The 23801-nt window shown below is 69.9% G+C and carries 28 protein-coding genes and 1 riboswitch; of the genes, 10 read left to right on the top strand and 18 right to left on the bottom strand.

The features are described 5' to 3' along the window. The first annotated feature begins 7 nt into the window (after positions 1-7). A complete protein-coding gene (locus ACIBX3_RS06885; protein ID WP_397113947.1) occupies positions 8-523 on the top strand; it encodes an RNA polymerase sigma factor in 516 nt (171 codons plus the stop codon). Then, the gene (locus tag ACIBX3_RS06890; protein WP_397113949.1) at positions 513-983 is read left to right on the top strand and encodes a hypothetical protein; all 471 of its coding nucleotides are present in this window, start codon (positions 513-515) and stop codon (positions 981-983) included. The genes ACIBX3_RS06885 and ACIBX3_RS06890 overlap by 11 nt, the downstream gene beginning before the upstream one ends. Here the strand turns inward: ACIBX3_RS06890 and ACIBX3_RS06895 are convergent. From ACIBX3_RS06895 to ACIBX3_RS06915, 5 genes are read right to left on the bottom strand one after another with little or no spacing between them, the layout of a single operon-like run. After that, positions 964-1641: a histidine phosphatase family protein gene (locus tag ACIBX3_RS06895; protein ID WP_397113951.1), complete on the bottom strand. Its 678-nt coding sequence runs from the start codon at positions 1639-1641 to the stop codon at positions 964-966. The genes ACIBX3_RS06890 and ACIBX3_RS06895 overlap by 20 nt on opposite strands. A gap of 10 nt (positions 1642-1651) precedes the next feature. Then, complete coding sequence (locus tag ACIBX3_RS06900; protein WP_397113953.1) at positions 1652-2407, bottom strand: ABC transporter ATP-binding protein; 756 nt, start codon at positions 2405-2407, stop codon at positions 1652-1654. After that, positions 2404-3276 carry an ABC transporter permease gene (locus tag ACIBX3_RS06905; RefSeq protein ID WP_397113955.1) on the bottom strand — a complete coding sequence of 291 codons (873 nt, stop codon included), beginning with the start codon at positions 3274-3276 and terminating at the stop codon, positions 2404-2406. Before ACIBX3_RS06905 ends, ACIBX3_RS06900 begins: the two co-directional genes overlap by 4 nt. Next, the gene (locus tag ACIBX3_RS06910) at positions 3273-4265 is read right to left on the bottom strand and encodes an ABC transporter substrate-binding protein (protein WP_397113957.1); all 993 of its coding nucleotides are present in this window, start codon (positions 4263-4265) and stop codon (positions 3273-3275) included. Before ACIBX3_RS06910 ends, ACIBX3_RS06905 begins: the two co-directional genes overlap by 4 nt. Beyond that, the gene (locus ACIBX3_RS06915; protein WP_397113959.1) at positions 4262-5401 is read right to left on the bottom strand and encodes an agmatinase family protein; all 1140 of its coding nucleotides are present in this window, start codon (positions 5399-5401) and stop codon (positions 4262-4264) included. Before ACIBX3_RS06915 ends, ACIBX3_RS06910 begins: the two co-directional genes overlap by 4 nt. Before the next feature lie 52 nt (positions 5402-5453). Then, a riboswitch (guanidine-I (ykkC/yxkD leader) is annotated at positions 5454-5552 on the bottom strand. Positions 5553-5674: 122 nt separating this feature from the next. On the opposite strand from ACIBX3_RS06915, the gene ACIBX3_RS06920 reads away from it, so the two are divergent. Both ACIBX3_RS06920 and ACIBX3_RS06925 read left to right on the top strand, forming a co-directional pair. Then, positions 5675-6544 carry an NAD(P)-dependent oxidoreductase gene (locus ACIBX3_RS06920; RefSeq protein WP_397113961.1) on the top strand — a complete coding sequence of 290 codons (870 nt, stop codon included), beginning with the start codon at positions 5675-5677 and terminating at the stop codon, positions 6542-6544. A gap of 13 nt (positions 6545-6557) precedes the next feature. After that, on the top strand, positions 6558-6935 hold the full coding sequence (locus ACIBX3_RS06925) for a hypothetical protein (protein WP_397113963.1): 378 nt from the start codon (positions 6558-6560) through the stop codon (positions 6933-6935). Positions 6936-7146: 211 nt separating this feature from the next. Here the strand turns inward: ACIBX3_RS06925 and ACIBX3_RS06930 are convergent, their stop codons facing one another. Then, positions 7147-7272, bottom strand: coding sequence for a hypothetical protein (locus ACIBX3_RS06930; protein WP_397113965.1), 126 nt, complete (start codon positions 7270-7272; stop codon positions 7147-7149). A 42-nt stretch (positions 7273-7314) separates the two neighbouring features. Between ACIBX3_RS06930 and ACIBX3_RS06935 the strand changes: the two genes are divergently transcribed. After that, on the top strand, positions 7315-7632 hold the full coding sequence (locus ACIBX3_RS06935) for a hypothetical protein (RefSeq protein WP_397113967.1): 318 nt from the start codon (positions 7315-7317) through the stop codon (positions 7630-7632). A 122-nt stretch (positions 7633-7754) separates the two neighbouring features. Here ACIBX3_RS06935 and ACIBX3_RS06940 read toward each other — a convergent pair whose 3' ends face one another. From ACIBX3_RS06940 to ACIBX3_RS06950, 3 genes are all read right to left on the bottom strand, one after another. After that, positions 7755-9569, bottom strand: a complete 1815-nt coding sequence (locus tag ACIBX3_RS06940; RefSeq protein ID WP_397113969.1) for a hydantoinase B/oxoprolinase family protein — start codon at positions 9567-9569, stop codon at positions 7755-7757. Between the two features lie 88 nt (positions 9570-9657). Beyond that, positions 9658-11673 carry a hydantoinase/oxoprolinase family protein gene (locus ACIBX3_RS06945; RefSeq protein WP_397113971.1) on the bottom strand — a complete coding sequence of 672 codons (2016 nt, stop codon included), beginning with the start codon at positions 11671-11673 and terminating at the stop codon, positions 9658-9660. 6 nt (positions 11674-11679) lie between these two features. Beyond that, positions 11680-12105 (bottom strand): hypothetical protein, encoded by a 426-nt coding sequence (locus ACIBX3_RS06950; protein ID WP_397113972.1) that lies wholly within the window; start codon positions 12103-12105, stop codon positions 11680-11682. Positions 12106-12129: 24 nt separating this feature from the next. Between ACIBX3_RS06950 and ACIBX3_RS06955 the strand changes: the two genes are divergently transcribed. Then, entirely contained in the window at positions 12130-12768 is a 639-nt protein-coding gene (locus ACIBX3_RS06955) for a thymidine kinase (protein WP_397113974.1), read from the top strand. A 14-nt stretch (positions 12769-12782) separates the two neighbouring features. Here ACIBX3_RS06955 and ACIBX3_RS06960 read toward each other — a convergent pair whose 3' ends face one another. From ACIBX3_RS06960 to ACIBX3_RS06975, 4 genes are all read right to left on the bottom strand, one after another. Further along, entirely contained in the window at positions 12783-13193 is a 411-nt protein-coding gene (locus ACIBX3_RS06960) for a MarR family winged helix-turn-helix transcriptional regulator (protein WP_397113976.1), read from the bottom strand. Between the two features lie 35 nt (positions 13194-13228). Then, positions 13229-13900, bottom strand: coding sequence for a DsbA family protein (locus ACIBX3_RS06965; protein ID WP_397113978.1), 672 nt, complete (start codon positions 13898-13900; stop codon positions 13229-13231). Between the two features lie 36 nt (positions 13901-13936). Next, entirely contained in the window at positions 13937-14833 is an 897-nt protein-coding gene (locus ACIBX3_RS06970; protein WP_397113980.1) for a hypothetical protein, read from the bottom strand. Between the two features lie 62 nt (positions 14834-14895). Next, positions 14896-15573, bottom strand: a complete 678-nt coding sequence (locus ACIBX3_RS06975; protein WP_397113981.1) for a carbon monoxide dehydrogenase subunit G — start codon at positions 15571-15573, stop codon at positions 14896-14898. Between the two features lie 429 nt (positions 15574-16002). Here ACIBX3_RS06975 and ACIBX3_RS06980 point away from each other — a divergent pair, with 429 nt between their 5' ends. The 4 genes from ACIBX3_RS06980 to cydB all read left to right on the top strand — a co-directional run bounded on the left by ACIBX3_RS06980 (position 16003) and on the right by cydB (position 19247). Continuing rightward, on the top strand, positions 16003-16173 hold the full coding sequence (locus ACIBX3_RS06980; RefSeq protein ID WP_397113982.1) for a hypothetical protein: 171 nt from the start codon (positions 16003-16005) through the stop codon (positions 16171-16173). Between the two features lie 200 nt (positions 16174-16373). Continuing rightward, positions 16374-16808: a hypothetical protein gene (locus ACIBX3_RS06985; RefSeq protein ID WP_397113984.1), complete on the top strand. Its 435-nt coding sequence runs from the start codon at positions 16374-16376 to the stop codon at positions 16806-16808. Positions 16809-17002: 194 nt separating this feature from the next. Further along, positions 17003-18346, top strand: coding sequence for a cytochrome ubiquinol oxidase subunit I (locus ACIBX3_RS06990; RefSeq protein ID WP_397114985.1), 1344 nt, complete (start codon positions 17003-17005; stop codon positions 18344-18346). A gap of 13 nt (positions 18347-18359) precedes the next feature. Further along, complete coding sequence (gene cydB / locus ACIBX3_RS06995) at positions 18360-19247, top strand: cytochrome d ubiquinol oxidase subunit II (RefSeq protein WP_397113986.1); 888 nt, start codon at positions 18360-18362, stop codon at positions 19245-19247. On the opposite strand, the gene ACIBX3_RS07000 is transcribed toward cydB, so the two are convergent. The 5 genes from ACIBX3_RS07000 to ACIBX3_RS07020 are packed head-to-tail and all read right to left on the bottom strand — an operon-like array spanning position 19240 to position 23781. Further along, positions 19240-19971, bottom strand: a complete 732-nt coding sequence (locus ACIBX3_RS07000) for an ABC transporter ATP-binding protein (RefSeq protein ID WP_397113988.1) — start codon at positions 19969-19971, stop codon at positions 19240-19242. The two genes, cydB and ACIBX3_RS07000, sit on opposite strands and share 8 nt — an antisense overlap. Next, a complete protein-coding gene (locus ACIBX3_RS07005) occupies positions 19964-20707 on the bottom strand; it encodes an ABC transporter ATP-binding protein (RefSeq protein ID WP_397113990.1) in 744 nt (247 codons plus the stop codon). The genes ACIBX3_RS07000 and ACIBX3_RS07005 overlap by 8 nt, the downstream gene beginning before the upstream one ends. After that, the gene (locus ACIBX3_RS07010) at positions 20704-21693 is read right to left on the bottom strand and encodes a branched-chain amino acid ABC transporter permease (protein ID WP_397113992.1); all 990 of its coding nucleotides are present in this window, start codon (positions 21691-21693) and stop codon (positions 20704-20706) included. The genes ACIBX3_RS07005 and ACIBX3_RS07010 overlap by 4 nt, the downstream gene beginning before the upstream one ends. Then, a complete protein-coding gene (locus ACIBX3_RS07015) occupies positions 21677-22555 on the bottom strand; it encodes a branched-chain amino acid ABC transporter permease (protein WP_397113994.1) in 879 nt (292 codons plus the stop codon). The genes ACIBX3_RS07010 and ACIBX3_RS07015 overlap by 17 nt, the downstream gene beginning before the upstream one ends. After that, complete coding sequence (locus ACIBX3_RS07020; protein WP_397113996.1) at positions 22552-23781, bottom strand: amino acid ABC transporter substrate-binding protein; 1230 nt, start codon at positions 23779-23781, stop codon at positions 22552-22554. The genes ACIBX3_RS07015 and ACIBX3_RS07020 overlap by 4 nt, the downstream gene beginning before the upstream one ends. Positions 23782-23801: the final 20 nt, after the last annotated feature.

The raw sequence follows: 23801 nt of genomic DNA on the forward strand, positions 1-23801 counted from the left end.
GACGACGATGACCGATGAACTGCTGGTGGTGCGCGCCCAGCTGGGCGAGCACGCGGCGGTCGCCCGGCTGGTGCGCGAATGGCACGAGCCGGTGTGGACGTACGTGCGGCGCATGCTCGGCGCCGAGCGGGCCGACGACGTGGCCCAGGAGATCTGGCTGGCCGTGCTGCGCGGGCTGCCCCGGCTGCGCGAGCCCGCCAGGTTCGCGCCGTGGCTGTTCACCATCGCCAGGCGGGCGGTGACCGACCGGCTGCGGGCGGAGTACGCCAGGGCGGAGCGCGTACAGGAGGCCGAGCCCGTCGTGGAGGATCCGGTGGAGGCCGTGATCGACCGCGCCGAGCTGATCGCGGCGCTGTCGGAGCTGCCGGTGGCCGAGCGGGAGATCCTCGTCCTGCACTACCTGGAGGACCTGTCGGTGGAGGACTGCGCGCAGATCTGCGGCGTCCCGGAGGGCACGGTCAAGTCCAGGCTCAGCCGGGCCCGTCGCCACCTGAGGGAGAGGGGAACGATCCATGACCGATGAGGAGCCCCGCGTGTCGGCGGAGGAGATGATCGCACGGCTGGAGCCGGCGCTGTCGCCGTGGAAGCGTGCGCGCGGCGTCGCGGCGCTGGTGGCAGGCGTGGCCGGGACGGTGTTCGTGACCGCGCTGTGGTGGGGGGAGCCGGTGCCGCTGCCGGGCCGCACCCAGCTGGCCTTCGGGCTGTTCACCCTGTTCTGCCTGGCCTGGGCGTGTTACGGGGGCTGGCTGCTGGCGCGCCGGACGCCGCTGTTCGCGACCGACCGGGTGGTGGCCGGGTGGCTCGCCCTGGCGGCGTCCACAGCCACGACCGCGCTGATGGTCGCGGTGACCGAGCGGCCGGTGGCCGGGCTGGTGGGCGGCGGCACGTTCGTCGCGGTCTCGGCCGTGCTGACCGTACACGCTCACGCCCGCCGCGCGGCGCTGCTGCGCCGCGCGCGGGAGCTCAGGGGCCGAGATGGGTGACGTCGTTGAACCGGACGAGCTCGGACCGGCCGCCTCCGGTGCGCCAGACGGAGATGCCGGCGTTCAGCACGGGGGCGAATTCGAGCACGGCCGCCAGTTCCGGGTCGGGGCTGCCCGCGATGACGTGGCGCAGCCCCAGCACCACCGAGTCGTGGGCGACGATCAGCACCCGCCGCCCGTCCGCGCGCCCGTCCAGATCCGCCAGGAATTCCCTGAGCCTGGCCACGACGTCCGCCAGGGACTCGCCGCCGGGCGGCCGGAAGGCGTAGGCGCCCGCGGCCTCGCGCCGCGCCATCTCCTCGGGGAACCGCTCTTGGATCGCGGCCAGGTTGTAGTGCGCGAACTCCCCCGCCTCCTGGTCTCTGAGCCGCTCGTCGACGGTGACCGGGAGCGGATCGACGCCCCACGCGTCCTGGGCGAGCTTCCAGGTGTCGAGCGCGCGCAGGTAGGGCGAGCACCACACCGCCTCGGGTGCCTCGCCGCCGGGCAGCGACGCCAGCAGCCGGCCGAGCGCCGCCGCCTGCGTCCTGCCCAGCTCGGTCAAGGTCACCACGTCATCGCCGCGCTCGTAGACCAATGGCGTCTCGCCCGCCTGACGGTGGGCGAGGTTGGCCTCGCTCTCGCCGTGCCTGACCGCGATGATCATGGAGGGTCCCATGCGGACATCTTCACATGCGTGCGCTCGCGTGCCCCCTGACGAGGTCCTCGACTCGCGCGCGGAGGGCGAGGAAATCAGGGGTCCGCTTGAGGGCCAGCTCCCGGTGGCCGGCGATGGGCACCGGGAGCTCGGCCGCCACCCGGCCGGGGTCGGAGGTGAGGACGATCACGCGGCGCCCGAGCAGCACGGCCTCCTCGACGTCATGGGTGACCATGAGCACGGTGGCGCCGGTGTCCCGCCAGACTTGGTGCAGGAAGACCTGCATGTCCTCCTTCGTCTGCACGTCGAGGGCACCGAACGGCTCGTCGAGCAGCAGCACGGACGGCTCGCAGGCCAGCGCGCGGGCGATCGCCACCCGCTGCCGCTGGCCGCCCGACAGCTGCCGGGGCAGGGCTCGGGCGAGCGGCAGCAGGCCGACCTCGGACAGGTACCATTCGACGCGGCGGGCGCGCTCAGCGGCGGGCAGGGGCAGCAGCCGCAGGCCGAACCCGACGTTCTCGGCGACCGTGAGGAACGGGAACAACGCCCCCGACTGGAACACCAGTCCCCGCTCGGGTCCCGGGCCGCTCACCGGGTCGCCGTCGAGCTCGATCGAGCCGCCGGTGACCGGCTCCAGCCCGGCGATCATGCCGAGCAGCGTGGACTTGCCGGAGCCGCTGGCCCCCACGATGCACACGAAGTCGCCGGGCTCCACCGCCAGGCTGATCCCGTCGAGCACGCGCCGGCCGCCGTACTCCTTGACGACATCACGCAGGACGAGCGTCATGCCGCCCACCTCCCCACGCGCGCACGGGCGAGTCGCAGGCCGACGTCGATGGCCAGGCCGATCACGCCGATCACGACGAGCACCGCGAAGATGCGGTCGGTCTGGAGGAAGCGCTGGGCGCGGACGATGCGGTAACCGAGCCCGGACTCGGCGGCGATGAGCTCGGCGACGACCACGAAGTTCCAAGCCGCGGCCGCGTTGACGCGCATCGCGTCGAGCATGCCGGGCAACGCGTACGGCCAGACGACCTTGCGCAGCACCTCACCGCCGGTCGCCCCGAGCGTGGCGGCGGCCCTGCGCAGCTCGCCCGGCACGGTACGGACCGCGTCGGCCGTCATGAGCGTGTTGAAGAACACCACGCCGATGACCAGGATCGCGATCTTGGATGGCTCGCCGAGGCCGAGCCAGATGATCAGCAGCGGGATGAACGCGGAGGCGGGCATGTACCTCAGCAGTCCGATCATCGGCTCCAGCAGCGCCAGGGCGACCTGAGACGTGCCCATGGCCATCCCGAGCGGCACCGAGATCGCCACCGCCAGCCCGAACCCCGCGCCCACCCTGCCCAGGCTGGCGGCGGCGTCGGACAGGAGCTGCCCGCTCGCCGCCATCTCCGCGAACGCCTGTGCCACGGCGGCGGGCGAGGGCAGGAACGTGGGATCCACGACGCCGATGGAGCTGACCACCGCCCAGAGCGACAGCGGCCCCAGCACCGCCAGGGCCCGCAACCCCCACCGGGCCCGCGCGGGCAGGGCCCGCTGTCGCGGCCGGACGCGGCGGGCGCGTTTGGGGAGCGGCGGCCAGCCGGCGCGGTCTCCTGGCCGCCGCTCGCTCACAGGGGCCGCGACGGGGGCGCCACGCGGTCCTGTCATGATGACGCCCCCTGGACGAAGCGGCCGTCCAGGAGGCCGTCCAGCGGCGGTTCCGCGTCGGCGAGGCCGGATTCGGCGAGGAAGGCGGCGATCTCCTTGGCTTGCTTCTCCAGGCTCCCGGAGCTGAACGCCTGCAGGTTGTCGGCCAGGGAGAAGATCGTGGTCCCGGCGTCGTAGTCGGCGTAGTCCTGCTCGCTCACCCCGGCCCGCTTCGCCATGATCGTACGGGCCTCCGCCTTGTTGGCCCCGATCCAGGCCAGCGTGTCGAACCAGGTCTTCACCAGCCCCTGCACGACCTCGGGCCGGGACGAGACGAGCTCCCGCGACACCACCAGATGGTCCGGAATCGCCCCGGGGAAGTCCTTGGAGGTGGCGATGGCCGTGGACCCCGGCAGCTCCAGCGCCGTCGTCGTGAACGGCGCGAACACCCCGACCGCGTCCACCTGCCCCGCCTTGAACGCGGCCGCCGCCGCGTCCGTGGGCAGCGGCTTGAACGTGATGTCGGCCGGCGTGAGCCCCGCCTTGCGCAGCGCGAGCAGCAGCAGGTAGTGGTCCACGGTCCCCTGCTCGGCCGCGACGGTCTTGCCCTTGAGCTGCGCCACCGACGTGATGCCCGGCCTGGCGATGATCTGGTCGTTTCCGGTGGAGTTGTCGTTCACCAGCACGACGGTCTGCTTGGCCCCGCCGGAGACCGAGGCGAGCGTGTCGTTGAGAGTCTGGCTGTTGGCGTCGATGTTGCCGGTCGCGAGCGCGGTGAGGCTGTCGGTGTAGCTGTCGAAGTACTTCAGCTCGACCTGGACGCCGTTCTTGGCGAACAGCCCCTTCTCCTGGGCGACCTGCCAGGGGAACCAGCCCGGCCAGGCGGAGAAGCCGAGGGTGACGGCCTTTCCGCCGCCGGACGGGCTGGGCGCGGCGGGGCCGCCGCCGCAGGCCGCGCAGAGGGCCAGCAGGGCGGCCAGCAGGGCGGCGATCAGGAGCCGTCGGGTCATGACGCGGTCTCCGTTCTGTTCTTCGGCAGGTGGCCGGAGCGGACCAGGCAGCCGAGCGCGTCGCAGATGACGCGGGTGGCGATCAGTGAGGTGATGTCGGCGTTGTCGTACGGCGGGCTGCACTCGACCACCTCGATCCCGGCCAGCGGCGCCGCGTCGGCGATGAGCTGGATGAACTTGAGCACCTCGCGCGGCAGGAATCCGCCCGGCTCCGGCCACCCGGTGCCCGGCACGAAGGCGGCGTCCAGGCAGTCCACGTCGAACGACAGCCACACCGCCTCGGCGTTCCGCCAGGCCACCTCCAGCGCCTTCTCGGCGGCGGCCTCGATACCCATCTCGACGCAGTCGGTGACCGTCATGATCGTGGTGCCGCGCTCACGCCCGACCTTCACGCCGGGTCTGGGCGCCTGCCAGCCGCCGATGCCGATCTGCACGAGGTTCTGCGCGGGCACGTTCGGGATGTCGGTGGCGTGGAACCACGGCGTGGTGTGCATGCGCTCGTCGAGGTCGGTCTCCTGGGTGTCGACGTGCCGGTCGAAATGGATGATCCCGAGGTTGCCGGACAGGTGCTCGGCGACGCCGCGTACCGTCGGGTATCCGATCGAGTGGTCGCCGCCCAGGACGACGGGGAAGGCGCCGCTGGTGTACACGTGGGAGACGGCCTTGGAGATCTGGTCGAAGGTCTTCTCGATGTTGCCGGGGATCGTGAAGACGTCGCCGAGGTCGGCGATCGTGATCGACTCGCGCAGGTCCACGCCCAGCTCGAAGCTGTACGGGCCGTACAGCGCGGAGATGCGGCGGATGCCCTGCGGCCCGAACCGGGTGCCGGGACGGTACGTCGTGCCGCCGTCGAACGGCGCGCCCAGCACCGCCACGTCGTAGTCGCCGCAGGTGCGCACGTCCTCGACGTACGGGGCCTTGAGGAAGGTGTTGATGCCGGCGAAGTGCGGCAGCTCGCCGCGCGAGAAGGTCGGGATGCGCCGGTCCACGATGGAGTCCGCGCCCTGCAGGCCCAGCTCCAGGCCGCGGGCCACCTCGCGGTCCCAGGCCGTGGTGGGCAGCTCGGCCTCGCGTTCGACGGCGAAGCGGGCCTCGGGTCCGTAGTCCTCATGGAGTTTGCGGGGGTGCCAGTGCATTCGAGCTCCGAATGATCGTTGCCCGGCCGGCAGGCCAGCCAGGCAGTGGCTGTCCTCCCGGGCTTTTGTCCCGCCGTGGAGCGGCCGTGTCAAGCCGCCTGCGCCTCTTGGACCAGACCCGTGCACCGGCGGAACCCTAGGCGCGCCTCACGCTCTCGGTGAGTCCCCCTCAGTGCACTCCTGCCGTGTTTCCCTGCTGTTAAGAGCCTGTTCCAGTCGGCTTACCCGCCCCTGGTCCCAGGCTGGGCCGGTGGCTGCTCGTAGGGTGACCCCATGACTTCTGTAGCAGTCCTCGGAACCGGGATCATGGGCGCTCCCATGGCCCGCAACATGGCCAAGGCGGGCCTGCGGGTCAGGGTGTGGAACCGTACCAAGGAGAAGGCGCGGCCTCTGGAGGCCGACGGCGCGGTGGTCGCGGACTCGCCGGCCGAGGCGGTCGAGGGCGCGGACGTGATCGTCACGATGCTGAGCGACGGCGACGCGGTGCGCGCGGCGATGTCCGCCGCCGTCCCCGGGCTCAGGCCTGGGCACGTGTGGGCGCAGATGAGCACGGTCGGCGTGGCGGCCGTCGAAGGGCTGGCGGCGCTGGCGGCCGAGCACGGGCTGACGTTCGTGGACGCGCCGGTGCAGGGCACCCGGCAACCGGCCGAGCAGGGCAAGCTGGTCGTCCTCGCGGCCGGTCCGCAGGCGGCGAGGCCCGCGCTGGAGCCGGTGTTCGACGCGGTCGGGCAGCGTACGCTCTGGCTCGGCGAGGACGGGGCGGACGGCACGGCCTCCAAGCTGAAGCTGGCCGCCGTGAGCTACGCCATCTCGCTCACCGCCGTCGTGGCCGAGGCCCTCGCCCTGGCCAAGGGCCTCGGCCTGGACCCCGACCTGGTCCGCCAGGTGATCAGCGGCGGGCCGCTGGACAACGTCTACTTCCAGGGCAAGGCCAAGGCGATCATGGAGGGGGACTTCACACCCAGCTTCACGGTCTCCAACGCGGAGAAGGACACCCGGCTGATCACGCAGGCGGGCGAGTCGGCCGGGGTCAGGCTGGACGTGGCGGCGGCGGCCGGGGAGCGGTTCCGGCGGGCGGAGTCCCTGGGGCACGGCGACGAGGACATGGCGGCCACCTATTTCGCGAGCTTCGACAAGGGATAGCCGGCCTCGGCCCGTGACCGTGCGCCGGCACCTTGGCCAGGGCCTCGGCCAGGTGCGTGGCGGCGGGGCCGCCCGCGAGGTGCACGGGCGTGATCGCGGCCGTCCTGGCGGTCAGCGCGGCCGGCGGGGACAGGTGCAGGTCCACGGGATCGACGTCGGCGATCACGGGCGCCTGCGGGTTGGGCACGGTCAGCACCACGCCGTCCGGCCCGGCGGCCGGCGCCTCGCCCAGGCTGCCCGCGACCTTGGCGTGCGGGCGTCGGTGCAGGGATGGCCGGTGGCGAGCCCGGCCAGAGCGACACCCACGATCGTCTCCCTTTCCAGCGGAAATGGAGACCATCATGGCAGCCGGATCTCGGCCGCTCAATTCGCGAGCTCCGACCAGGCGTAGGCGCTAGAGTCGCAGCACGCCGCCTTCCTACGGGGAGGATTGGAGGTGAGCCCGGGTGTACTGCCGGAATTGACAGGAGCCCGGGCTCGCGCTTGTCAGGTGACTTTCCGTGCGCGGTCGGGTACAGTAAGGGCATCGCCGCCCTCCTGCGGGGGGATGGAAGTGGGCCCGGGTGGACCGCCGGACGACGGAAGCCCGGGCTTCGCGCTTTTCAGCGAGCGTCGATGTGGCGCACCGGCAAGTCGGCGTTTATCTGGCTCCAGAATCTCTCATCACCACGCTCGGCAAGCGACTTCGCGCCCGCCATGATGTCCGGCAGCCACAGCAGGGGTTCCACCTCGGGGTGGCGCCACGACAGCCGTAGCCTGGGCGGTATCGCATGGCGACCTTTGAGGATGACGACCATTTCGTGATCCCGTCGATCGAGTTCGCTGTGACGGCGCTCGAAGACCACATCGTCCACATGGTGATTGCCCAGCTCCCACAGAAGGCATTCCATGCACTTCCGACGTGCTCGCTCCTGACGCTTCGGGTCAAGGCCGGTTCCGGCGACGATGATGCCAAGCGGCCGCAGAGCCGCCACAGCCTCGATGAGCTGTGCGCGGCGCTTGTCGTTCTCGTCACGCCAGTGCAACCGCAACTGACCTCGCAGCAGCAGTGCGCGAAGCTCGGCGCGATAGCGGTCGGCCTGGTGTGAGCAACCAGCACCGCCGCCATCAGATACACACCGCGCCCGAGCAGCATGGACTCATCGACGTAAGCAGAAAACGGGGGGTTCACGGGAGATCATGCTAGTCCTCACGAAGAGTGATTAACTCCTCACAATTCGTCCACCTCAGCCGTCGCCCGTCCGCCCGAAAGCTTCGCGAATCCCGGTCCCCGGTCGAAGAAGCGGTTCGCCGGAGGCCGCAGGGTGGCGCGGAGCTCGGCCGTGCCCTGCTCGTCGATGCGGTCCCCGTCCAGGACGACCCCGTAGTCCCCGAGGGCGCCCGCGATCGACACCTTCCCGTCGCGCACGTCGGCCGCCACCGCCCGCGGATCCCGGTCGTACGGGGAGCCCCAGCCGCCTCCCCCGGTGGTGCGGATGCGGATGACCTCGCCGGCCTGGACCAGGTGGTCGTCCACCAGGCCCTCCATCTCCTTGCCGGCGATCTCCACCCGGAACGGCCGCCCGGCCAGCCCGCCGTTGACGCCCCAGCAGGACAGGATCGAGCGGTCGGCGATGGACATGTACGAGGCGTCCCGGAGCATCCTGATGTGCTTGTCGTAACCCAGACCGCCCCGGAACATGCCGGGCCCGCCCGAGTCGCAGGCCAGCGCGAGCCGCTCCACGCGGAACGGCCAGCGGCTCTCGGCGAACTCGACCGGGATGTTGCGCGAGTCGGGCACCACGTGGATGGTGTCCTCGCCGTCGGCGTACCAGCGCCCGCCGGAGCCACCGCCCAGGACCTCCCGCATGAGGTACGGCTGCCCGTCGGCGTCCGTGCCGTACACGCCGGTGTAGCGGATCGTCTCCTGGTCGGCGGGCATCCGGCCGCCGGTGGCCTTGGCCAGGACGCCGGCGAGCACGCCGAGCAGGCGCAGGATGACGAACGTGCGGGCGTTCGTGGGCGCCGGGAAGATCGGCGTGAGCAGCGTGCCCTTCTCCGGGAAGATCATCTTGATGAGAGGCACGACGCCCTCGTTGACGTCCAGCTCCGCCATCCGCTCCGGCGTGTCGGCCAGGTTGCGCAGCACCGGGGCGAGCCACTTCTTCAGGAACACCCCGTCGGCGTAGTCGCCCGCGTGGTTGATCGGGCCCTTGGCCTGCGGCGAGGTTCCGGTGAAGTCGATCGTCAAAGGCGACTCGGCCGCGTGGTCGACGGTGAGCGTGATGCGCTGGGTGTGCAGGCGGGGTTCGTCCACGCCGTCGTGCTCGGCGTAGTCCTCCCACGTGTACGTCCCCTCGGGGATCTTCGCCAGCAGCTCCTTGCGGAACGTCTCCGTGGTCTTGGAGATGATCGCGTCGAAGCATTCCTCGACGGCCTGTTTGCCGTACCGCTCGAACAGCTCGCCCAGCCGCCGCGCCCCCATCAGGCAGGCCGAGCACTCCGCGTCCAGGTCCCCGGCCAGCGAGTCGGGCATGCGCGAGTTGCGGGTCATGATGCGCAGCGCGGTCTCGTTCGGCACGCCCTCGTCCCACAGCTTGATCGGCGGGACCATCAGGCCTTCCTCGTACACCGAGCGGGCGTGCGAGGGCATGGAGCCGGGCACGGCGCCGCCGATGTCGTCGTGGTGGCCGAACGCCTGCACGAAGGCGACGACGGAACCCTCGTGGAACACCGGCACGGTCACGCACAGGTCCGGCAGGTGGCCGATGCCGCCCTCGGAGAGGTAGACGTCGTTGTGGAAGTAGACGTCGCCCGGTTTCATCGTCTCGATCGGGAAGTCGCGCACGATCGGCTGGACGAGCGCGCTGTAGGAGCGGCCGGTCAGCTTGCGCAGGCGGGCGTCGTGGATGCCGGCGCGGAAGTCGTGCGCGTCGCGGATCATCGGCGAGCGGGCCGTGCGCGCGATCGCGGTCTCGACCTCCTTCTCGACCGAGGCCAGGGTGCCTTCGACGATCTCGATGAGGATGGGATCAGTCGTGCTCATTGGTCGCTCACCAGTTCCTCATTCGCTCCGCGGAGCCCCTCCTCCGTCGGGTCTCCACTCCTCTCACTGCGTCGGGTTCGCTCCCCGCTCATTGGTCGCTCACCGGCTCCGCCTTGACCTCCACGTTTCCGTACTCGTCCACGGTGGCGGTGAAGCCGGGATGGATGGGGATCGTCGAGCCGTACTCCTCGATGACCGCCGGGCCCCTGACCGTGGCGCCGGCGCCGAGCGCGGCCCGCTGGTGGATCGGGGTGTCGCGGGTCTCGTCGAAGTGCACGGGCCGGACGGAGGTGGCTCCGTCGCCGGGCTTGTCCAGAGGGCGAAGGGCCGGGCGGGTGATGGGGCCGATGCCGGAGACGCGCAGGTTCACCCATTCGACACCGTGGCGGGGGTCGTCGCGGTAGGCGTACCCGTACAGCTTCTCGTGCGCCTCGTGGAAACGGTCGACCACCTCGGCCTGCCAGTCGGCGTCGATCTCGCCGACCGGGGCCGGGACGCGCACCTCGTAGCCCTGGCCGTAGTAGCGCAGGTCGGCGCTGCGGACGTACACCGGGTCGTCGAAGCCCTCGCGGTCCAGCGCCTCCCCCGCCTGATGCTCCAGGTCGTGGAAGATCTCGACGGCCTTGCCGAGGGACAGGTCGCGGGTGACGTACGTGCGGACGTAGTCGTTCTTGACGTCCACCGTGAGCAGACCGAACGCTGAAACGTTCCCGGGGTCGCGCGGGATGACGACGGACGGCAGACCGAGGATGTCGATCAGCCGGCACGCCAGCAGCGGCCCGGACCCGCCGAACGTCACCAGCGGGAAGTCCCGCACGTCCAGTCCGCGCTTGACGGTGAGCTGCCGGATCGCATTGCTCTGGTTGAACGCGCTGATCTCCAGGATGCCGGTCGCGGTGCGCTCGGGGGTGAGGCCGAGCTTGTCGGCCAGCGCCTCGATGCCGCTGCGGGCGGCGTCGGCGTCCAGCGGGATCTCCCCGCCGAGCAGGTGCGGCGGGATCCGGCCGAGGAACACGTGCGCGTCGGTGACCGTCACCTCCGTCCCGCCCTTGCCGTAGCAGAGCGGGCCGGGGTCGGCGCCGGCCGACTTGGGGCCGACCTTGAGCGTGCCCTCCGGCGAGATCCAGGCGATCGAGCCGCCGCCCGCGCCGACGGTGATGATGTCGATCATCGGGATCTTGCACGGGTAGCGGCCGACCGAGCCCTCGGTGGTGATGGACGGCTCGCCGTCGATCACCACGGCCACGTCGGTCGAGGTGCCGCCGCCGTCCAGCGTGATCACCGACTTGTGCCCGGCAGTGGAGGCGATGAGCGCCGCGCCGAGCGCACCGGCCGCCGGTCCTGACAGGACGGTGGTGATCGGCTGGTTGACGACCTCGCGGGCCGACAGGATGCCGCCGTTGGACTTCATGACCGAGAACGGGCGGCCCAGGCGGGTGGACAGGTTCGCGAGATAGCCGCGCATGGCCGGCTTGACGGCGGCGTCGACGAGGGTGGTGACCGAGCGTTCGTACTCGCGGTATTCGCGCAGCACGTCGCTCGACAGCGAGATCACCGCATCCGGGTGCTCGCGCCACAGCACCTCGCGCATGCGCCGTTCGTGCTCGGGGTTGGCGTACGAGTGCAGGAAGCACACGCCGATCGCGGTGATGCCCTTGGCGCGGAACCAGCGGGCCACCTCGGCGGCCTGCTCCTCCGAGAACGGCCACACCTCGTTGCCCAGGTGGTCCAGCCGCCCCCCGACGGTCTTCACCCGGTGCACGGGAACGATCCTGGGCGGCTTGACCCAGAAGTAGGAGTTGCCGTAACCGTCGGGCACGCTCTGCCTGGCGATCTCCAGGATGAACTCGAAACCCTCGGTCGTGATGAACCCGAGGCTCCCGAGCCGGTCCTCGAGCAGCTGGTTCGTGGCCACCGTGGTGCCGTGCACGATCCCGCCGACGTCGAGCTCACCCAGCTTCGCGATGCCCGCGAGGAAGCCGTCCGCCGGGTTCGCGGGGGTCGAGGGGGTCTTGGTGGTGAGGATCTCACCGGTCTGCTCGTCCACCGCTACCACGTCGGTGAACGTGCCTCCGGTGTCCACTCCGATACGGACGCTACGCATGGCTCCTCAGCTTCGGCGTCGGCCGAGCACTTCGTCGATGACTCGGGGGGCGTTCTGGGTGCCGACGTAGGCCGCCAGGCGCACCACCATCTCCTGGGACCTGGCCAGCTCGGCCTCCACCCTCGCCTTCCCCGACTGCCCGGCCTGCACCCCGAAATATGCTCCGATGATGGTACCGATCACCCCCGCCACGCCAGCGAAAAGCGCGGCGAATTCCCCAGTGGCGAACACGGCGGCGCCGAAGGCGATCAGGATCGCGACGATGCCCACCACCACGACGAAGAAGCCGTAACGCCATCGGGTGGCGTCGGCCTGGGCCGCCGTGAGGTCATCCTGCTTCATCATCGCGTCAAGCGACGCCGGTGGTTTATCGGTTACCACAGTTCCTCCTGAAACCTCAGGGGGAAAATGTCCCACGAGGTCATAGAACAAGCCAAGCCACTAAGCTGGCGGCCCGTGACTGAATCGTCTGCCTTGTCTGCCGTGCCCTCTGGTGCCAGGGATGCCGTACTGAAGTTCTACTTCGGCCCCATGGACTGCGGGAAGTCCACCCTCGCGCTCCAGCTGAACTACAACCACGGACGGCAGGGCCGGCGGGGCCTGGTGCTGACCAAGCACGACCGCTCGGGCGGACCCAAGGTCACCAGCCGGATCGGGCTCGGGCTGGAGGCCGTCGAGGTGGAGGACTCCCTCGATCTCGTACGGCTGGTCACCGCGCACGACCGTATCGACTACCTGATCTGCGACGAGGCGTGCTTCTACACGGTCGAGCAGATCGAGCAGCTCGCCGACCTGGTGGACGAGCACGGCGTGGACGTGTACGCGTTCGGTCTGGCCTCCGACTTCCGATCCGTGATGTTCCCGGCCGCGCAGCGGCTGTTCGAGCTGGCCGACGAGGTGTGCCGGCTGCAGGTCGAGGTGCTGTGCTGGTGCGGGCGGCCCGGGCAGCTGAACGCCAGGGTGGTGGGCGGGGTGATGGTGCGGACCGGCGAGCAGGTGGTGATCGGCGACACCGCCGCCTCGCCCGTCCGCTACCAGGTGCTCTGCCGCCGCCATCACCGCTCCGGCCGGCTCGGCGAAGGCTCGGCGCCCTGAATCGCGGCGCGGGCTCAGGGCACCAGGCGGTCCAGCAGGTCCCTGAGCAGCCGCGCCTCGTCTTCCGGCAGCCCGGCCAGGAACGCCTCTTCCGCCCCGTCCACGGCCCGCGTGGCCCCGTCCAGGGTTTCGCGGCCGTGCTCGGTCAGCTCCACGAGGTTCTTTCGCCGGTCGCCGGGGTCCGGCCGGCGACCCACCAGCTTCTTCCGCTCGAGCCCGTCCACCAGGCCGACCATCGTCGTCCGGTCGACCCGCAGCCGCTGGGCCACCTCCAGCTGCGACAGCGGCTCCGGCCCGCCGAGCGCCGACAGCACGGCGAACTCGCGCCCGTCGATGCCGTGCGGCTCCAGCGCCGGACCCGTCAGCTCCGCCAGGCGCAGGTTGGCGTGCTTGAGCAGGTAACCAAGGCGACGAGGTCTCGACACACCACGATTCTCGCATCGCGCGGACGGCCGGCGGCTCAGACGGCGCAGTAGCCGTCGTCGTCGCACCCCTCCGCCGGGGCCGCGAGCTGCGTGATCGGTTTCTGCCCGGTGCGTTCGGCCACCTCGTCGATCGCGGCCGCGAACGCCTCCTCCGGCTGCGCGCCCGACACCGCGTACTTCTCCTCGAACAGGAACAGCGGGACCCCGGTGATCCCCAGCGCCCGCGCCCTGCCGAGCTGCTCGCGCACCTGCTCGGCGCCCTCGCCCGAGTCCCGCACCCCGGTCTCGGCCGCCAGCTTGGCCAGGACCTCGGGGTCGGCGACGTTCAGCCCCTCGCTGAAGTACGCGCGGAACAGCCGCTCGGCCATCTCGCCGCCGAGCCCCTGACGGGTGGCCACTTCGATGAGGCGGTGCGCCTCGAACGTGTTGGCGCTCACGGCCTTGTCCTGGTCCATGTCCAGGCCGTCGGCAGCGGCGATGCCGGTGACCCGCTGGACCATCTGCCGGGCGTTCGGCCCGAACTTGTCCTCCAGATACGAGATCAGCGGCTCAGCCTCCGCCGGAGCGTCGGGATTGAGCTGGTACGGCCGCATCGTCACGTCGATGGTGCCGCCCTTGGCCCGGAACCGCTCGGCGGCCCTGACAAACCTGACATGCCCGATGTAGCACCAAGGGCACGCGACGTCGGAGAAAATCTCAACCTTCATGCCCCACCACAACCCCGGGCCGCCGCCGGGGATTCCTCAGCCCGCGGCGAGTTCCTCCAGCCGGTACGGCAGGTACGCCGAGTCGTCCACCAGCGCCGACGCACCGCGCCACCACCCGAACCACTCGCCGCTGCGCCACATCCAGTCCACCCGCTCGATGGCGGCCACCACGTCGCCGACCGTCTCCCAGCGCTCGCCGAGCTGCTCGCGGGTGGCGCCGTGACGGATGGCCCAGGCCCGCAGGATGCCCACGGCGCCGGCGGGCACCTCGCGGGCATAAGGGTCGGGGTGCTCCCCCGGCAGCCGGTGCGGGCCGAGCCCGGCCGCCACGCCCCAGCTCCACTGCGCCTCGGCGGGCCGGGAGTAGCGCAGGGAGTGGAAGTCGAGGTTGGAGCCCAGATCCTCGTCGGGCCGCCTGGTGACGACCGCGTCGAGCCGCCCGCCTGCGTCGAAGTGGACCACGATCCGCTGCCCCGGCTTCACCCCCGGCGGCAGCTCGAACCGGTCCTCGGCCTGCCAGGAGTTGAGATCGACCTGGGCGGCGGGCTTGCCCCACAGCTGGTCGGCGGCGTCGTCGGAGACCCACGCGGCGAGCATCTCCAGCGCGGTCAGATCGGTCCACGGCTCGATCGCGACGGCCGTGCGCACCACCTCGTCGGGCGCGGGCAGCTTGCCGCCCCTGGACCGCGTCCACCAGTCGGCGCCCAGCTCGCGGGTGCCGACCAGCAGCGCGGCGATGGCGGCCAGCTCAGCCGACCGCCTGGTGAGCGACGCGCCCAGCGCCAGCTCCAGTGTGCGGTCGGTTCGGTCGTCACCGAGCACGGGGCGTACGTCCGCGATCAGGATGTCGGCGGTCGGACGCTCCTCGCCCAGTAGGTTGCGTACGATTCTCCTGGCTTCGGTTCGTGCGTCTTCCGCATGTGCCTGCCGCATAACGCCACGTTACGCCGGTAGATCCTTTTCCGCGAGAGCCCTGATCGCCGCACCGGCCGACGTCAGGACCGATGGCGCCGGGAGGTTCGGCCGAAGAGCCAGCCCACGGCGACGCCTGTGAGCGCGACGCCCGCTCCCATGCCGAACGACGCCAGCATCACCCACGGCCGCGTCTCGGTGTGCGGTTTGGCGGGCCGCTCGTAGACGGCACCAGCCCCACCGGCCTTGGCCGGCGAGCCGAGGTCCTCCCCCGCCGGCGCCCCGGAAGCAGGGGTCGCCGGCACAGCGGTCACACCCTGGGCCGGAGACGTCGGGGCGACAGGAGCGGCCGGCATCGAAGCGGCATCTGGGGTGTGCAGGTAGTCCCCGATGGCGGTGAAGAACTCACCTGCCGTCCGTTTGGCCACCGAGCCGAGCATGCGCTGACCGACCCCGCCGATCATCCCGCCGATCACCGCGTCGGCGTCGTAGTCGACTCTGGTCCCGCCGTCGATCTCGCTCAGCCGTATCTGGACGCTCGCGTCAACCGTTCCCGGCGCGCCCTGCCCACGCGCCTTGAGCGTGAAACTCTCGGGCGCGAGCGGATCGGTCAACGCGACCTCCCCCTGATAGACACCCTTGATGGACGCGACCCCCGCGTTGACCGTCATCTTGTAGGTGTCCGCTCCCACCGCCTCCAGCCGCTCGCAGCCGGGGATGGTCCGCACCAGAACCGCCGGGTCCTGGAGCGCCGTCCACACTCGATCTCTCTTAGCAGGGATCACAGCACTGCCCGCCACTTTCATTCCGCCACTCTAAGAGGTCCAATCGAAATGATCTAGAGCCCTGCCCCGTGGCGTCGCCAGTCGTTGATCTTCTCGTGAAGGAGGGCGATCAGCTGCCGTGAAAAATCCAGATGAAGGGGGGGCGATAGACCACGCCTTATTGCCGATTACGGCAAAGGCGAGTGGATGAAGACGGAGCACGTGCTCTGCAACTCGAAGGGGAAATGCCCTTCGCATGGTCCACTGGTTCAGGAATCTCACCAGCAGCAAGAACGCCGAATACGAGTTCCCTGCCGCCGGCCATGCTCGACGAGAGGTGGGGCCGCACCCGGAGCGCTTACTACCCCTCACGGTCGGGACGGCCCGCTCTTCGAAATCACGGACGGCACTCCCTCGATCAGGTGGGTGGTCGGCTACCACCCGCCCGGTCCGCTCACTCCCAACGTCGGCACATCGCTGATCGCCTTCCGGGAGTGGGCGACGGACCGGCTCTTCCATGAACGACTGGTCGATGGAGAAGAACATGCCATGGCCGGCTTCAAACATGAGAAGGCGCTGATCGACCGCGAGGTGTAAGGCTTGCGGCATCGCCTGCGGCCAAGGGCCTGCAGAGAAATAACTCGTAGCGTTCCGGGTCTGCGGTCGATGGTCTGATATGAGCGTGTCGGCAGAGACCGTGGAGATGTTGACGGCGAAGCTTGAGGCGATCTTGCCGCATCTGGATGAGCTTCCCGAACTGACGGTTCCGGCTCTCGGTGCGGCAGTGAGGAGAGGGCGTGGATTGGCGGACAGGCGAAGGGCTCATCGGATGCGATGAGCCGGACGAGGTCGATATGGCTTTCGATCGAGGCGAGCCGTACGTTGGGGTAGCCGTCATTGGACTGGCGCTCAATGTCCTCGATGTCGACGTCGTCGCGCCCCGCGCCATCCGCGCCCTCTCCTCGGACGCCCGCGAGACACGTGGTCAAGGCCTGACCGCGCTCTCCCATATGGCTCGGCTGAACGGAAAAGTTGATGCCGTCTCGGTCGAGATGCTCAGGGCGCTGCTCAAGGATCCCGAATACCGGGAAATCGCAGCGAACTACGCCACGGACATATGGATTTACGTGCCGCACCGTGATGTTCCGATGTGGCTGCGCTGGTGGTCGTACAAGTTCGTGATCAGACACAGGCTCGCGATCTGGTGGTGGAGCATCCACCGCCGCGGGTGACTCCGCCGGGCGGGGTACACGGAATCAACCGGACGGGGGACGCCCCGGCCCGCCTTCTCCCGGCATCCTCGATACCCGGCAACCAGCACACACAGGGCGATGTGACCAAGATCGCATCGCAATGCTCTACAGCTTGTAGTACTACTGAAGGTAGATGAACTACAGCTTGTAGAGCTCAGGAGTCGGCGGGGATGATGGACGCACTTGACCTGGCACGGTGGCAGTTCGGGGTCACCACCGTGTACCACTTTCTGTTCGTGCCCCTGACCATCGGTTTGGGGATCTTCGTGGCCGGCCTGCAGACGGCCTGGCACCGTACGGGGAAAGAGCAGTACCTGAAGCTCACGAAGTTCTTCGGGAAGCTGTTCCTGATCAACTTCGCCATGGGCGTGGTGACCGGCATCGTGCAGGAGTTCCAGTTCGGCATGAACTGGAGTGAGTACTCCACGTTCGTCGGGGACGTCTTCGGGGCGCCGCTGGCGATGGAGGCGCTGCTGGCCTTCTTCATGGAGTCCACGTTCCTGGGGCTGTGGATCTTCGGGTGGGACAAGCTGCCGAAGAGGGTGCACCTGGCGTGCATCTGGGCGGCCGCCATCGGGTCCAACCTGTCGGCGTACTTCATCCTCGCGGCGAACGCCTGGATGAAGCACCCGGTCGGGTACGAGGTCGTGGACGGCAAGGCCAGGATGACGGACCTGTGGGCGGTGCTGACGAACTCGACCGCGCTGGCCCAGGTGCCGCACGTGATCGGGGCGGCGTTCATCGTGGCGGGCGGGTTCGTGCTGGCCGTGTGCGGCTACTGGATGATCAGGAAGAACGCGCCCATGTGGCGCAGCGCGGCACGGGCGGCGCTGGTGATGACGGCCATCGCGGGGGCGGTCGTCGCGGGCACCGGCGACATGTCGGGCAAGCTGCTGTACGAGCAGCAGCCCATGAAGCTGGCCTCCGCCGAGGGCCTGGAGCACGACACCGCGGGCGCCGGGTTCAGCCTGGTCCCCGGCATCGAGATCCCGTACGTCCTCAGCTTCCTCGCCACCAACGACCCCACCGCCACCGTCCAGGGCACCGAGGACCTGCAGCGCCGCTTCGAGCAGGAGTTCGGCCCCGGCGACTACCGCCCGGACCAGGCGGTCGTGTTCTGGTCGTTCCGGGTCATGATCTACTTCGGGATGGCCACGGTGGGCCTGTCGGTGCTGGGCCTCTGGCTGACCCGCCGCAAGCGCGGGTTCCCGAGGTGGCTGTCGCGGGCGTTCGTGCTCGCCCTGCCGCTGCCGCTGGCCGCGATCATCGCCGGATGGCTGCTGAGCGAGATCGGCCGCCAGCCGTGGACGGTCGCGGGCGAGCTCCTGACCGCCTCAAGCGTGTCGCCCGGCGTGACGCTGACCGAGGTGGCGATCTCACTGACGATCTTCACGCTGCTGTACGGCGCGCTCACGGTGGCCGAGGCGGTGCTGCTGACCAGGCACGTACGCGCGGGCGTCGAGGACCCCGCGCCCGTCCCCGCGGCCGAACGGCGCGAGCCGTCGCTGATGTACTGAGAGGCCCACGACCATGATCGATCTTTGGTTCGTCATCATCGCCTTCCTCTGGACCGGCTATTTCGTGCTGGAGGGCTTCGACTTCGGCGTCGGCCTGCTGGCGCCGGTCGTCAGCAGGAGCCCCGCCGAGCAGCGGCAGAGCCTGCAGACCATCGGCCCGGTGTGGGACGGCAACGAGGTGTGGCTGATCACGGCGGTCGGCGCCATGTTCGCCGCGTTCCCCGCCTGGTACGCGGGCGTCTTCAGCACGTTCTACCTGCAGGTCACCCTCATCCTGGTCGGCCTGATCGTGCGCGGCGTCGGCCTGGAGTGGCGCGGCAAGGTGCGCAACACGCTCTGGTGCGACCTGGGCATCATGGTGGGCAGCGGGCTGCCGGCGTTCCTGTGGGGCGCGATCTTCGCCGACCTGCTGTTCGACAGCGCGCCCGCGGCCGTGCTGGGCGGAGCGTTCACGCTGGCGGTGTGCGCGCTGCACGGCGCCGTCTTCCTGACGCTCAAGACCACCGGCCCCGTACGCCGCCGCGCCCGCGCCGCGGCCATGACGGCGAGCGCGGCGGCGATCCCGCTGGCCGTGTTCGCGCTGTCGAAGCTCGGCACGTTCCCGGCGCTGGCCGCCATGGCGGCGCTTGCCGCGGCGACCGCCCTGATCTGGCGGCGCAGGGAGGGCTGGGCGTTCGCGGCCACGGCCGCGAGCATCGTCCTGGCCACGCTGGCGGTGTTCATGGAGCTGCGGCAGCAGCCGCTGCCCGGCCTCACGCTGGCGGAGGCCGCGTCCGGGTCGTACACGCTGACGATGCTGAGCTGGATCGGACTGATCACGCTTCCGTTCATCCTGGTCTACCAGGGGTGGACGTATTGGGTGTTCAGGAAGCGCGTCCACGTGGCCCCGTCCGCTAATTAGCGGGCGCGCCGCCGAGGTAGAGCTTGCCGAGGCGCGGGTCGGCGGCCAGTTCCCTGGCCGGCCCGGTGATGTGGACGCGGCCGAGGTCGAGCACGCAGCCGACGTCGGCCATCTCCAGGGCCCGGCGCGCGTTCTGCTCCACCAGCAGCACGGCGACGCCGGTCCGGCGCATGAGGTCGATCTGGTCGAAGACCACCTGGGTGTTGCGCGGGTCGAGCCCCATAGAGGGCTCGTCCAGCAGCACCACCTTCGGCTCCAGCATGAGCGCGCGGGCGAACTCGACCTGCTTCTGCTGCCCGCCGGACAGCAGTCCGGCCATGCTCCCCCACCGCTCGGCCACGACCGGGAACAACTCCTTGACCACCTCGATGCGCTTGTTGAGCCGGGCCTGGTCGCGGACGGTGAAACCGCCGAGCCGGACGTTCTCGGCCACGGTCATCTCGCGGAACACGCTGTGACCCTGCAGCACGTGCGACAGGCCGAGCCCGAGCAGGCGCTGCGGGGACAGCCCCGTCACGTCCCGCCCGGCCAGGACGACGCGCCCGGACCGGGGCGTGAGCAGCCCGCTGGCGACCTTGAGCGCGGTGGACTTGCCGGCGCCGTTGGGGCCGACGAGGCAGACGACCTCGCCGGCGCGGACGGTCACGCTCAGGCCGCGCAGGACCAGCGCGGCCCTGCCGTACCCGGCCTCGACTTCTTCCAGAGCGAGGACCACCTCAGACACCTAGATACGCCTCCAGCACCTTGGGGTCGTTCCGCACCGCGGACGGCGGGCCCTCGGCGATGGGCGCGCCCCGGTCGAAGACGATGACGTGGTCGCACATGCCCATCACCATGTCCATGTTGTGCTCGACGACGAGGAACGTGCGGCCCTCGGCGTTGAGGTCGCGGACGAGCGAGACGATCCGGTCGATCAGCGCCGGGTTGACGCCGCCCGCGGGCTCGTCGAGCAGCACCAGCTCCGGCTCGGCCATGAGCACCGCGGCCAGCTCCAGGAGCTTCTGCTGGCCGTAGGACAGGTCCCGGGCCTCGGCCTCCTCCAGGTGCTCGATGCCCATCCGGCGCAGCCAGTGCCGGGCCCGCTCGACCTCTCGCTTGTCCCGCAGCCCCGCCAGCAGCTCGCGCAGGCGGGTGCGGCGGACGGCGACGAGCATGTTCTCCAGCACGGTCAGGCGCGGAAAGATCCGGCAGAGCTGGAAGGTGCGGCCGATGCCGGCGTGCGCGATGCGGTGCGGCGAGTGGCGGGTGATGTCGCGGTCGCGGTAGAGCACCCGGCCCGAGTCCGGCCTGATCATGCCGGTGATCAGGTTGAAGAACGTGGTCTTGCCGGACCCGTTCGGCCCGATCAGGCCGTTGATCTTGCCTTCGCGCAGCTTGACCGTGGCGCCGTCCACGGCCAGCACGCCGCCGAACGACTTGCTCAGCCCTTCGGTACGCAGCGAGCTCGCTGTGTCACTCATGGGGCCACCCCCTGGAGCCGCTGCTCGGCCGTCTCGTCCGGGATGGAGGGCCCTGCCCGTCTCCTCCGGAACCTGGCCAGAATGCCGTCCGGCATGAACAGCACGACCAGCACGAGCAGAAGACCGGTCGCGGTCAGGTGGATCTGCGTCTCGCCCAGCGCGATCAGGAAGTATTCGCCGGCCGGCGCCACGATGAGCGCGCCGAGCAGCGGCCCGAACAGATGACGGACGCCGCCGAGCAGGCTCATCAGCACCATGTACGAGCCGATCAGGATGGAGAAGACGAAGATCGGGTCGAGGCTGCCGAACCACATCGCGTAGAGCCCGCCGGCCAGCGCCACGAACAGGGCGGACAGGGCGAACGCCGTCACCTTGTACGCCGCCGTCGGCACGCCCAGCGACTCTGCCTTGTCCTCGTCCTCCCTGATCGCCCGCAGCCCCGCGCCGAAGCGGGAACGGGAGACGTACCACCAGGAGGCCAGCGCGATGCCGAGCAGCGCCAGGAACAGGTAGAAGAACACCATGTGCGTCTCGCCGCGGTGCAGGTCGGGGAAGGGTGAGGGGATCTGCAGGCCGGTGGAGCCGCCGGTGAGCGAGCGCCAGCCCTGCACGACGAGGTTCATCATGGACACGAGCGCGATCGACACGATGACGAACGACGCCCCGCGCACCCGGACCGCCGCGATGCCGACGGCCACCGCGAACACCGTGACCAGCAGCGCCGACGCGAGCAGCGCCACGACCCACGGCACCCCGGCCCGCACGACGAGCAGCCCGGTGCCGTACGCGCCGAGACCGAAGAACGCCGAGTGGCCGAGCGAGACGTAGCCGGTGAAGCCGCCCAGGAGGTTCCAGGACGTGGCCATGGCGGCGTACATGACCGTGAGCGCTCCCGCGTACACGAGGTAGTAGTTGGGCACCAGGAACGGATAGGCGATCGCCAGCGCGGCGACCACCAGCGGGAGCCCTCTAGAAGCGATGTGCAAGCCGGCCTCCGAAGAACCCCTGGGGGCGCACGAGCAGGGCCAGGAAGAGGAAGACGTAGAACATCATCGTGGCCCAGGTGGCGTCCACGGTGACCAGCACGAGCCCCTCGACCACGCCCAGCAGGACGGCCGCGAGCGCCGCGCCGACCACGCTGCCCAATCCCCCGACCACGATGATGGCCATGAGCTTGCCGATCCACACCCAGTGCGAGGCAGGGAAGAACGGTGTGATCAGCGCCAGCACGGTGCCGCCCACGGCCGCGGTGGCCAGGCCCACGCCGAATCCGTAGCCGGCGACGCGCTCGGTCTGGATGCCGACGAGCCTGGCCGCCTCCCGGTGCTGGATCGTGGCCCGGAGCGACTGGCCGAACCTGCTCTTGATCAGCACCGCGAACAGCACGACCAGGGTGATCGCCGCCACCCAGAACGCGATGATCTTGTCGTACGGCAGGTGCACGCCCGCGATCGTCAGGGACCGGGTGGCGTACTCCATGCTGATCGACTTGTACGAGCCGGTGTAGAACGTGCCGAGCAGCCCTTCGATCGTCAGCGCGATGCCGAACGTCAGCAGCACCGACATCATCGCCAGGTTCTCCGGCGCCAGCCGCGCGATGAGCAGCCGCTGCACCGCCACGCCCAGCACGAAGAACAACGGCACGGTGATCGGCAGCGCCAGGAACGGGTCGGCGCCGGACACGGTGTGCACGGTGTAGGTCAGGTAGGCGGCCAGGAACAGGAACGCCGGGTGCGCCACCATGACCACCCGCATCACGCCGAAGTACAGCGACAGGCCCGAGGCGAGCAGGGCGTAGAGGCCGCCCGTCAGCACGCCCAGGGCCAGTCCCTGCAGGAGCAGGCTCACCATTCCTTCTTCGGGTAGACGATGTCGGCGGTCTTGGCGCTCTCCGGCAGGACGATCTGGACCTTGCCGTCGACGTACTGCTGGATCATGTGCGCCTGCTCGGGCCTGCCTGCGTCGTCGAACGACAGCGGCCCCACGACCGTGTCGAACGTGCCCTGCCTGATGTGGTCAGCCAGTTTGTCCTGGCATTCCTTGGTGGCGTCGACGCACTTGACCGCGTTCACGGCCGACTCGACGATCTGGCCCACGGTGTAGCCGTTGGCGATGTCCTCGTTGGCCTCGCCCTTGAACATCTCCTTGTAGCGCTTGACCATGTCCTGGTTGCCGGGGAACGTGGCGGTCGCCGACCAGCCGACCGGCGAGAGGATGTGCTCGGCCGCCCCCTTCACCGCGCCGGGGAACTCGGGCAGCGTCGGCCCCGTCGAGAACGCCGCCAGCTTCGGCTGCACCTTGAGCTCCTGCAGCGCCCGCACCAGGCCGACCGAGTCCTCGAACTGCGTGCCGCCCACGACGATGTCCGGCTTCGCGGCGGCGATCTTGGCGGCGATGGGCGAGAAGTCGGTGGTCTCCGGCGGGTAGACCTCGTCGACGACGGTCTTGATCCCGGCCGCGGCGAGCTTGTCGCGCAGCCCGTACGCGGTGCCCTGGGCGAACGGGTCGTCCAGGCTCGCGTACGCCGCCGTCTTGGGCTTCTGGTCGGCCGGCAGCTTCGTGATGTACTCGGCCAGATAGTTGTAGTGGTCGCCGGCGATCGCCGGCGCCGCGTAGAACAACCGCTTGAAGCCCTGCTCGAAGACCTCCTTGGCGGCCCCGGCCGGCTCCACGAACAACATGTTGTACGACTCGGCGACCTTCGCCGCGGGAATCACGAGCCGCGAGGAGAACGGCCCGAACACCAGGTTGACCTTGTCCTGGGTGATGAGGGATTCATAGTCGGAGCTGACCCGGTTGGGGTCGGAGGCGTCGTCACGGAAGATCAGCTCGACCTTCCTGCCCAGCAGGCCGCCCTTGGCGTTCACCATGTCGGCCCAGACCTGGTAGCCCTCCTGGATGCCCTTGCCGGGCTCGGAGAAGTCACCGGTGAGCGGGAGCGAGATACCGATCTTCACCGGCCCCGTCTGCTGACCCGGCGACTGGGCGCCCCCGGGCTCGTCGGTCTTCGCACAGGCGGTCAGCCCTAAAGCGCATATCGAGATGATCGCCAGGCCCTTGAGAACTCTTGCCATCGAGGGAACCCCCGTCGGGA

It is taken from the genome of Nonomuraea sp. NPDC049480, assembly GCF_044465905.1.
Lineage (GTDB): Bacteria > Actinomycetota > Actinomycetes > Streptosporangiales > Streptosporangiaceae > Nonomuraea.

Bases quoted from the DNA above. Each gene is read 5' to 3' on its own strand.
- ACIBX3_RS06885 (WP_397113947.1), top strand. From the start codon at position 8: ATGACCGATGAACTGCTGGTGGTGCGCGCCCAGCTGGGCGAGCACGCG.
- ACIBX3_RS06890 (WP_397113949.1), top strand. From the start codon at position 513: ATGACCGATGAGGAGCCCCGCGTGTCGGCGGAGGAGATGATCGCACGG.
- ACIBX3_RS06895 (WP_397113951.1), bottom strand. From the start codon at position 1,641: ATGGGACCCTCCATGATCATCGCGGTCAGGCACGGCGAGAGCGAGGCC.
- ACIBX3_RS06900 (WP_397113953.1), bottom strand. From the start codon at position 2,407: ATGACGCTCGTCCTGCGTGATGTCGTCAAGGAGTACGGCGGCCGGCGC.
- ACIBX3_RS06905 (WP_397113955.1), bottom strand. From the start codon at position 3,276: ATGACAGGACCGCGTGGCGCCCCCGTCGCGGCCCCTGTGAGCGAGCGG.
- ACIBX3_RS06910 (WP_397113957.1), bottom strand. From the start codon at position 4,265: ATGACCCGACGGCTCCTGATCGCCGCCCTGCTGGCCGCCCTGCTGGCC.
- ACIBX3_RS06915 (WP_397113959.1), bottom strand. From the start codon at position 5,401: ATGCACTGGCACCCCCGCAAACTCCATGAGGACTACGGACCCGAGGCC.
- ACIBX3_RS06920 (WP_397113961.1), top strand. From the start codon at position 5,675: ATGACTTCTGTAGCAGTCCTCGGAACCGGGATCATGGGCGCTCCCATG.
- ACIBX3_RS06935 (WP_397113967.1), top strand. From the start codon at position 7,315: ATGGCGACCTTTGAGGATGACGACCATTTCGTGATCCCGTCGATCGAG.
- ACIBX3_RS06940 (WP_397113969.1), bottom strand. From the start codon at position 9,569: ATGAGCACGACTGATCCCATCCTCATCGAGATCGTCGAAGGCACCCTG.
- ACIBX3_RS06945 (WP_397113971.1), bottom strand. From the start codon at position 11,673: ATGCGTAGCGTCCGTATCGGAGTGGACACCGGAGGCACGTTCACCGAC.
- ACIBX3_RS06965 (WP_397113978.1), bottom strand. From the start codon at position 13,900: ATGAAGGTTGAGATTTTCTCCGACGTCGCGTGCCCTTGGTGCTACATC.
- ACIBX3_RS06970 (WP_397113980.1), bottom strand. From the start codon at position 14,833: ATGCGGCAGGCACATGCGGAAGACGCACGAACCGAAGCCAGGAGAATC.
- ACIBX3_RS06990 (WP_397114985.1), top strand. From the start codon at position 17,003: ATGGACGCACTTGACCTGGCACGGTGGCAGTTCGGGGTCACCACCGTG.
- cydB (WP_397113986.1), top strand. From the start codon at position 18,360: ATGATCGATCTTTGGTTCGTCATCATCGCCTTCCTCTGGACCGGCTAT.
- ACIBX3_RS07005 (WP_397113990.1), bottom strand. From the start codon at position 20,707: ATGAGTGACACAGCGAGCTCGCTGCGTACCGAAGGGCTGAGCAAGTCG.
- ACIBX3_RS07020 (WP_397113996.1), bottom strand. From the start codon at position 23,781: ATGGCAAGAGTTCTCAAGGGCCTGGCGATCATCTCGATATGCGCTTTA.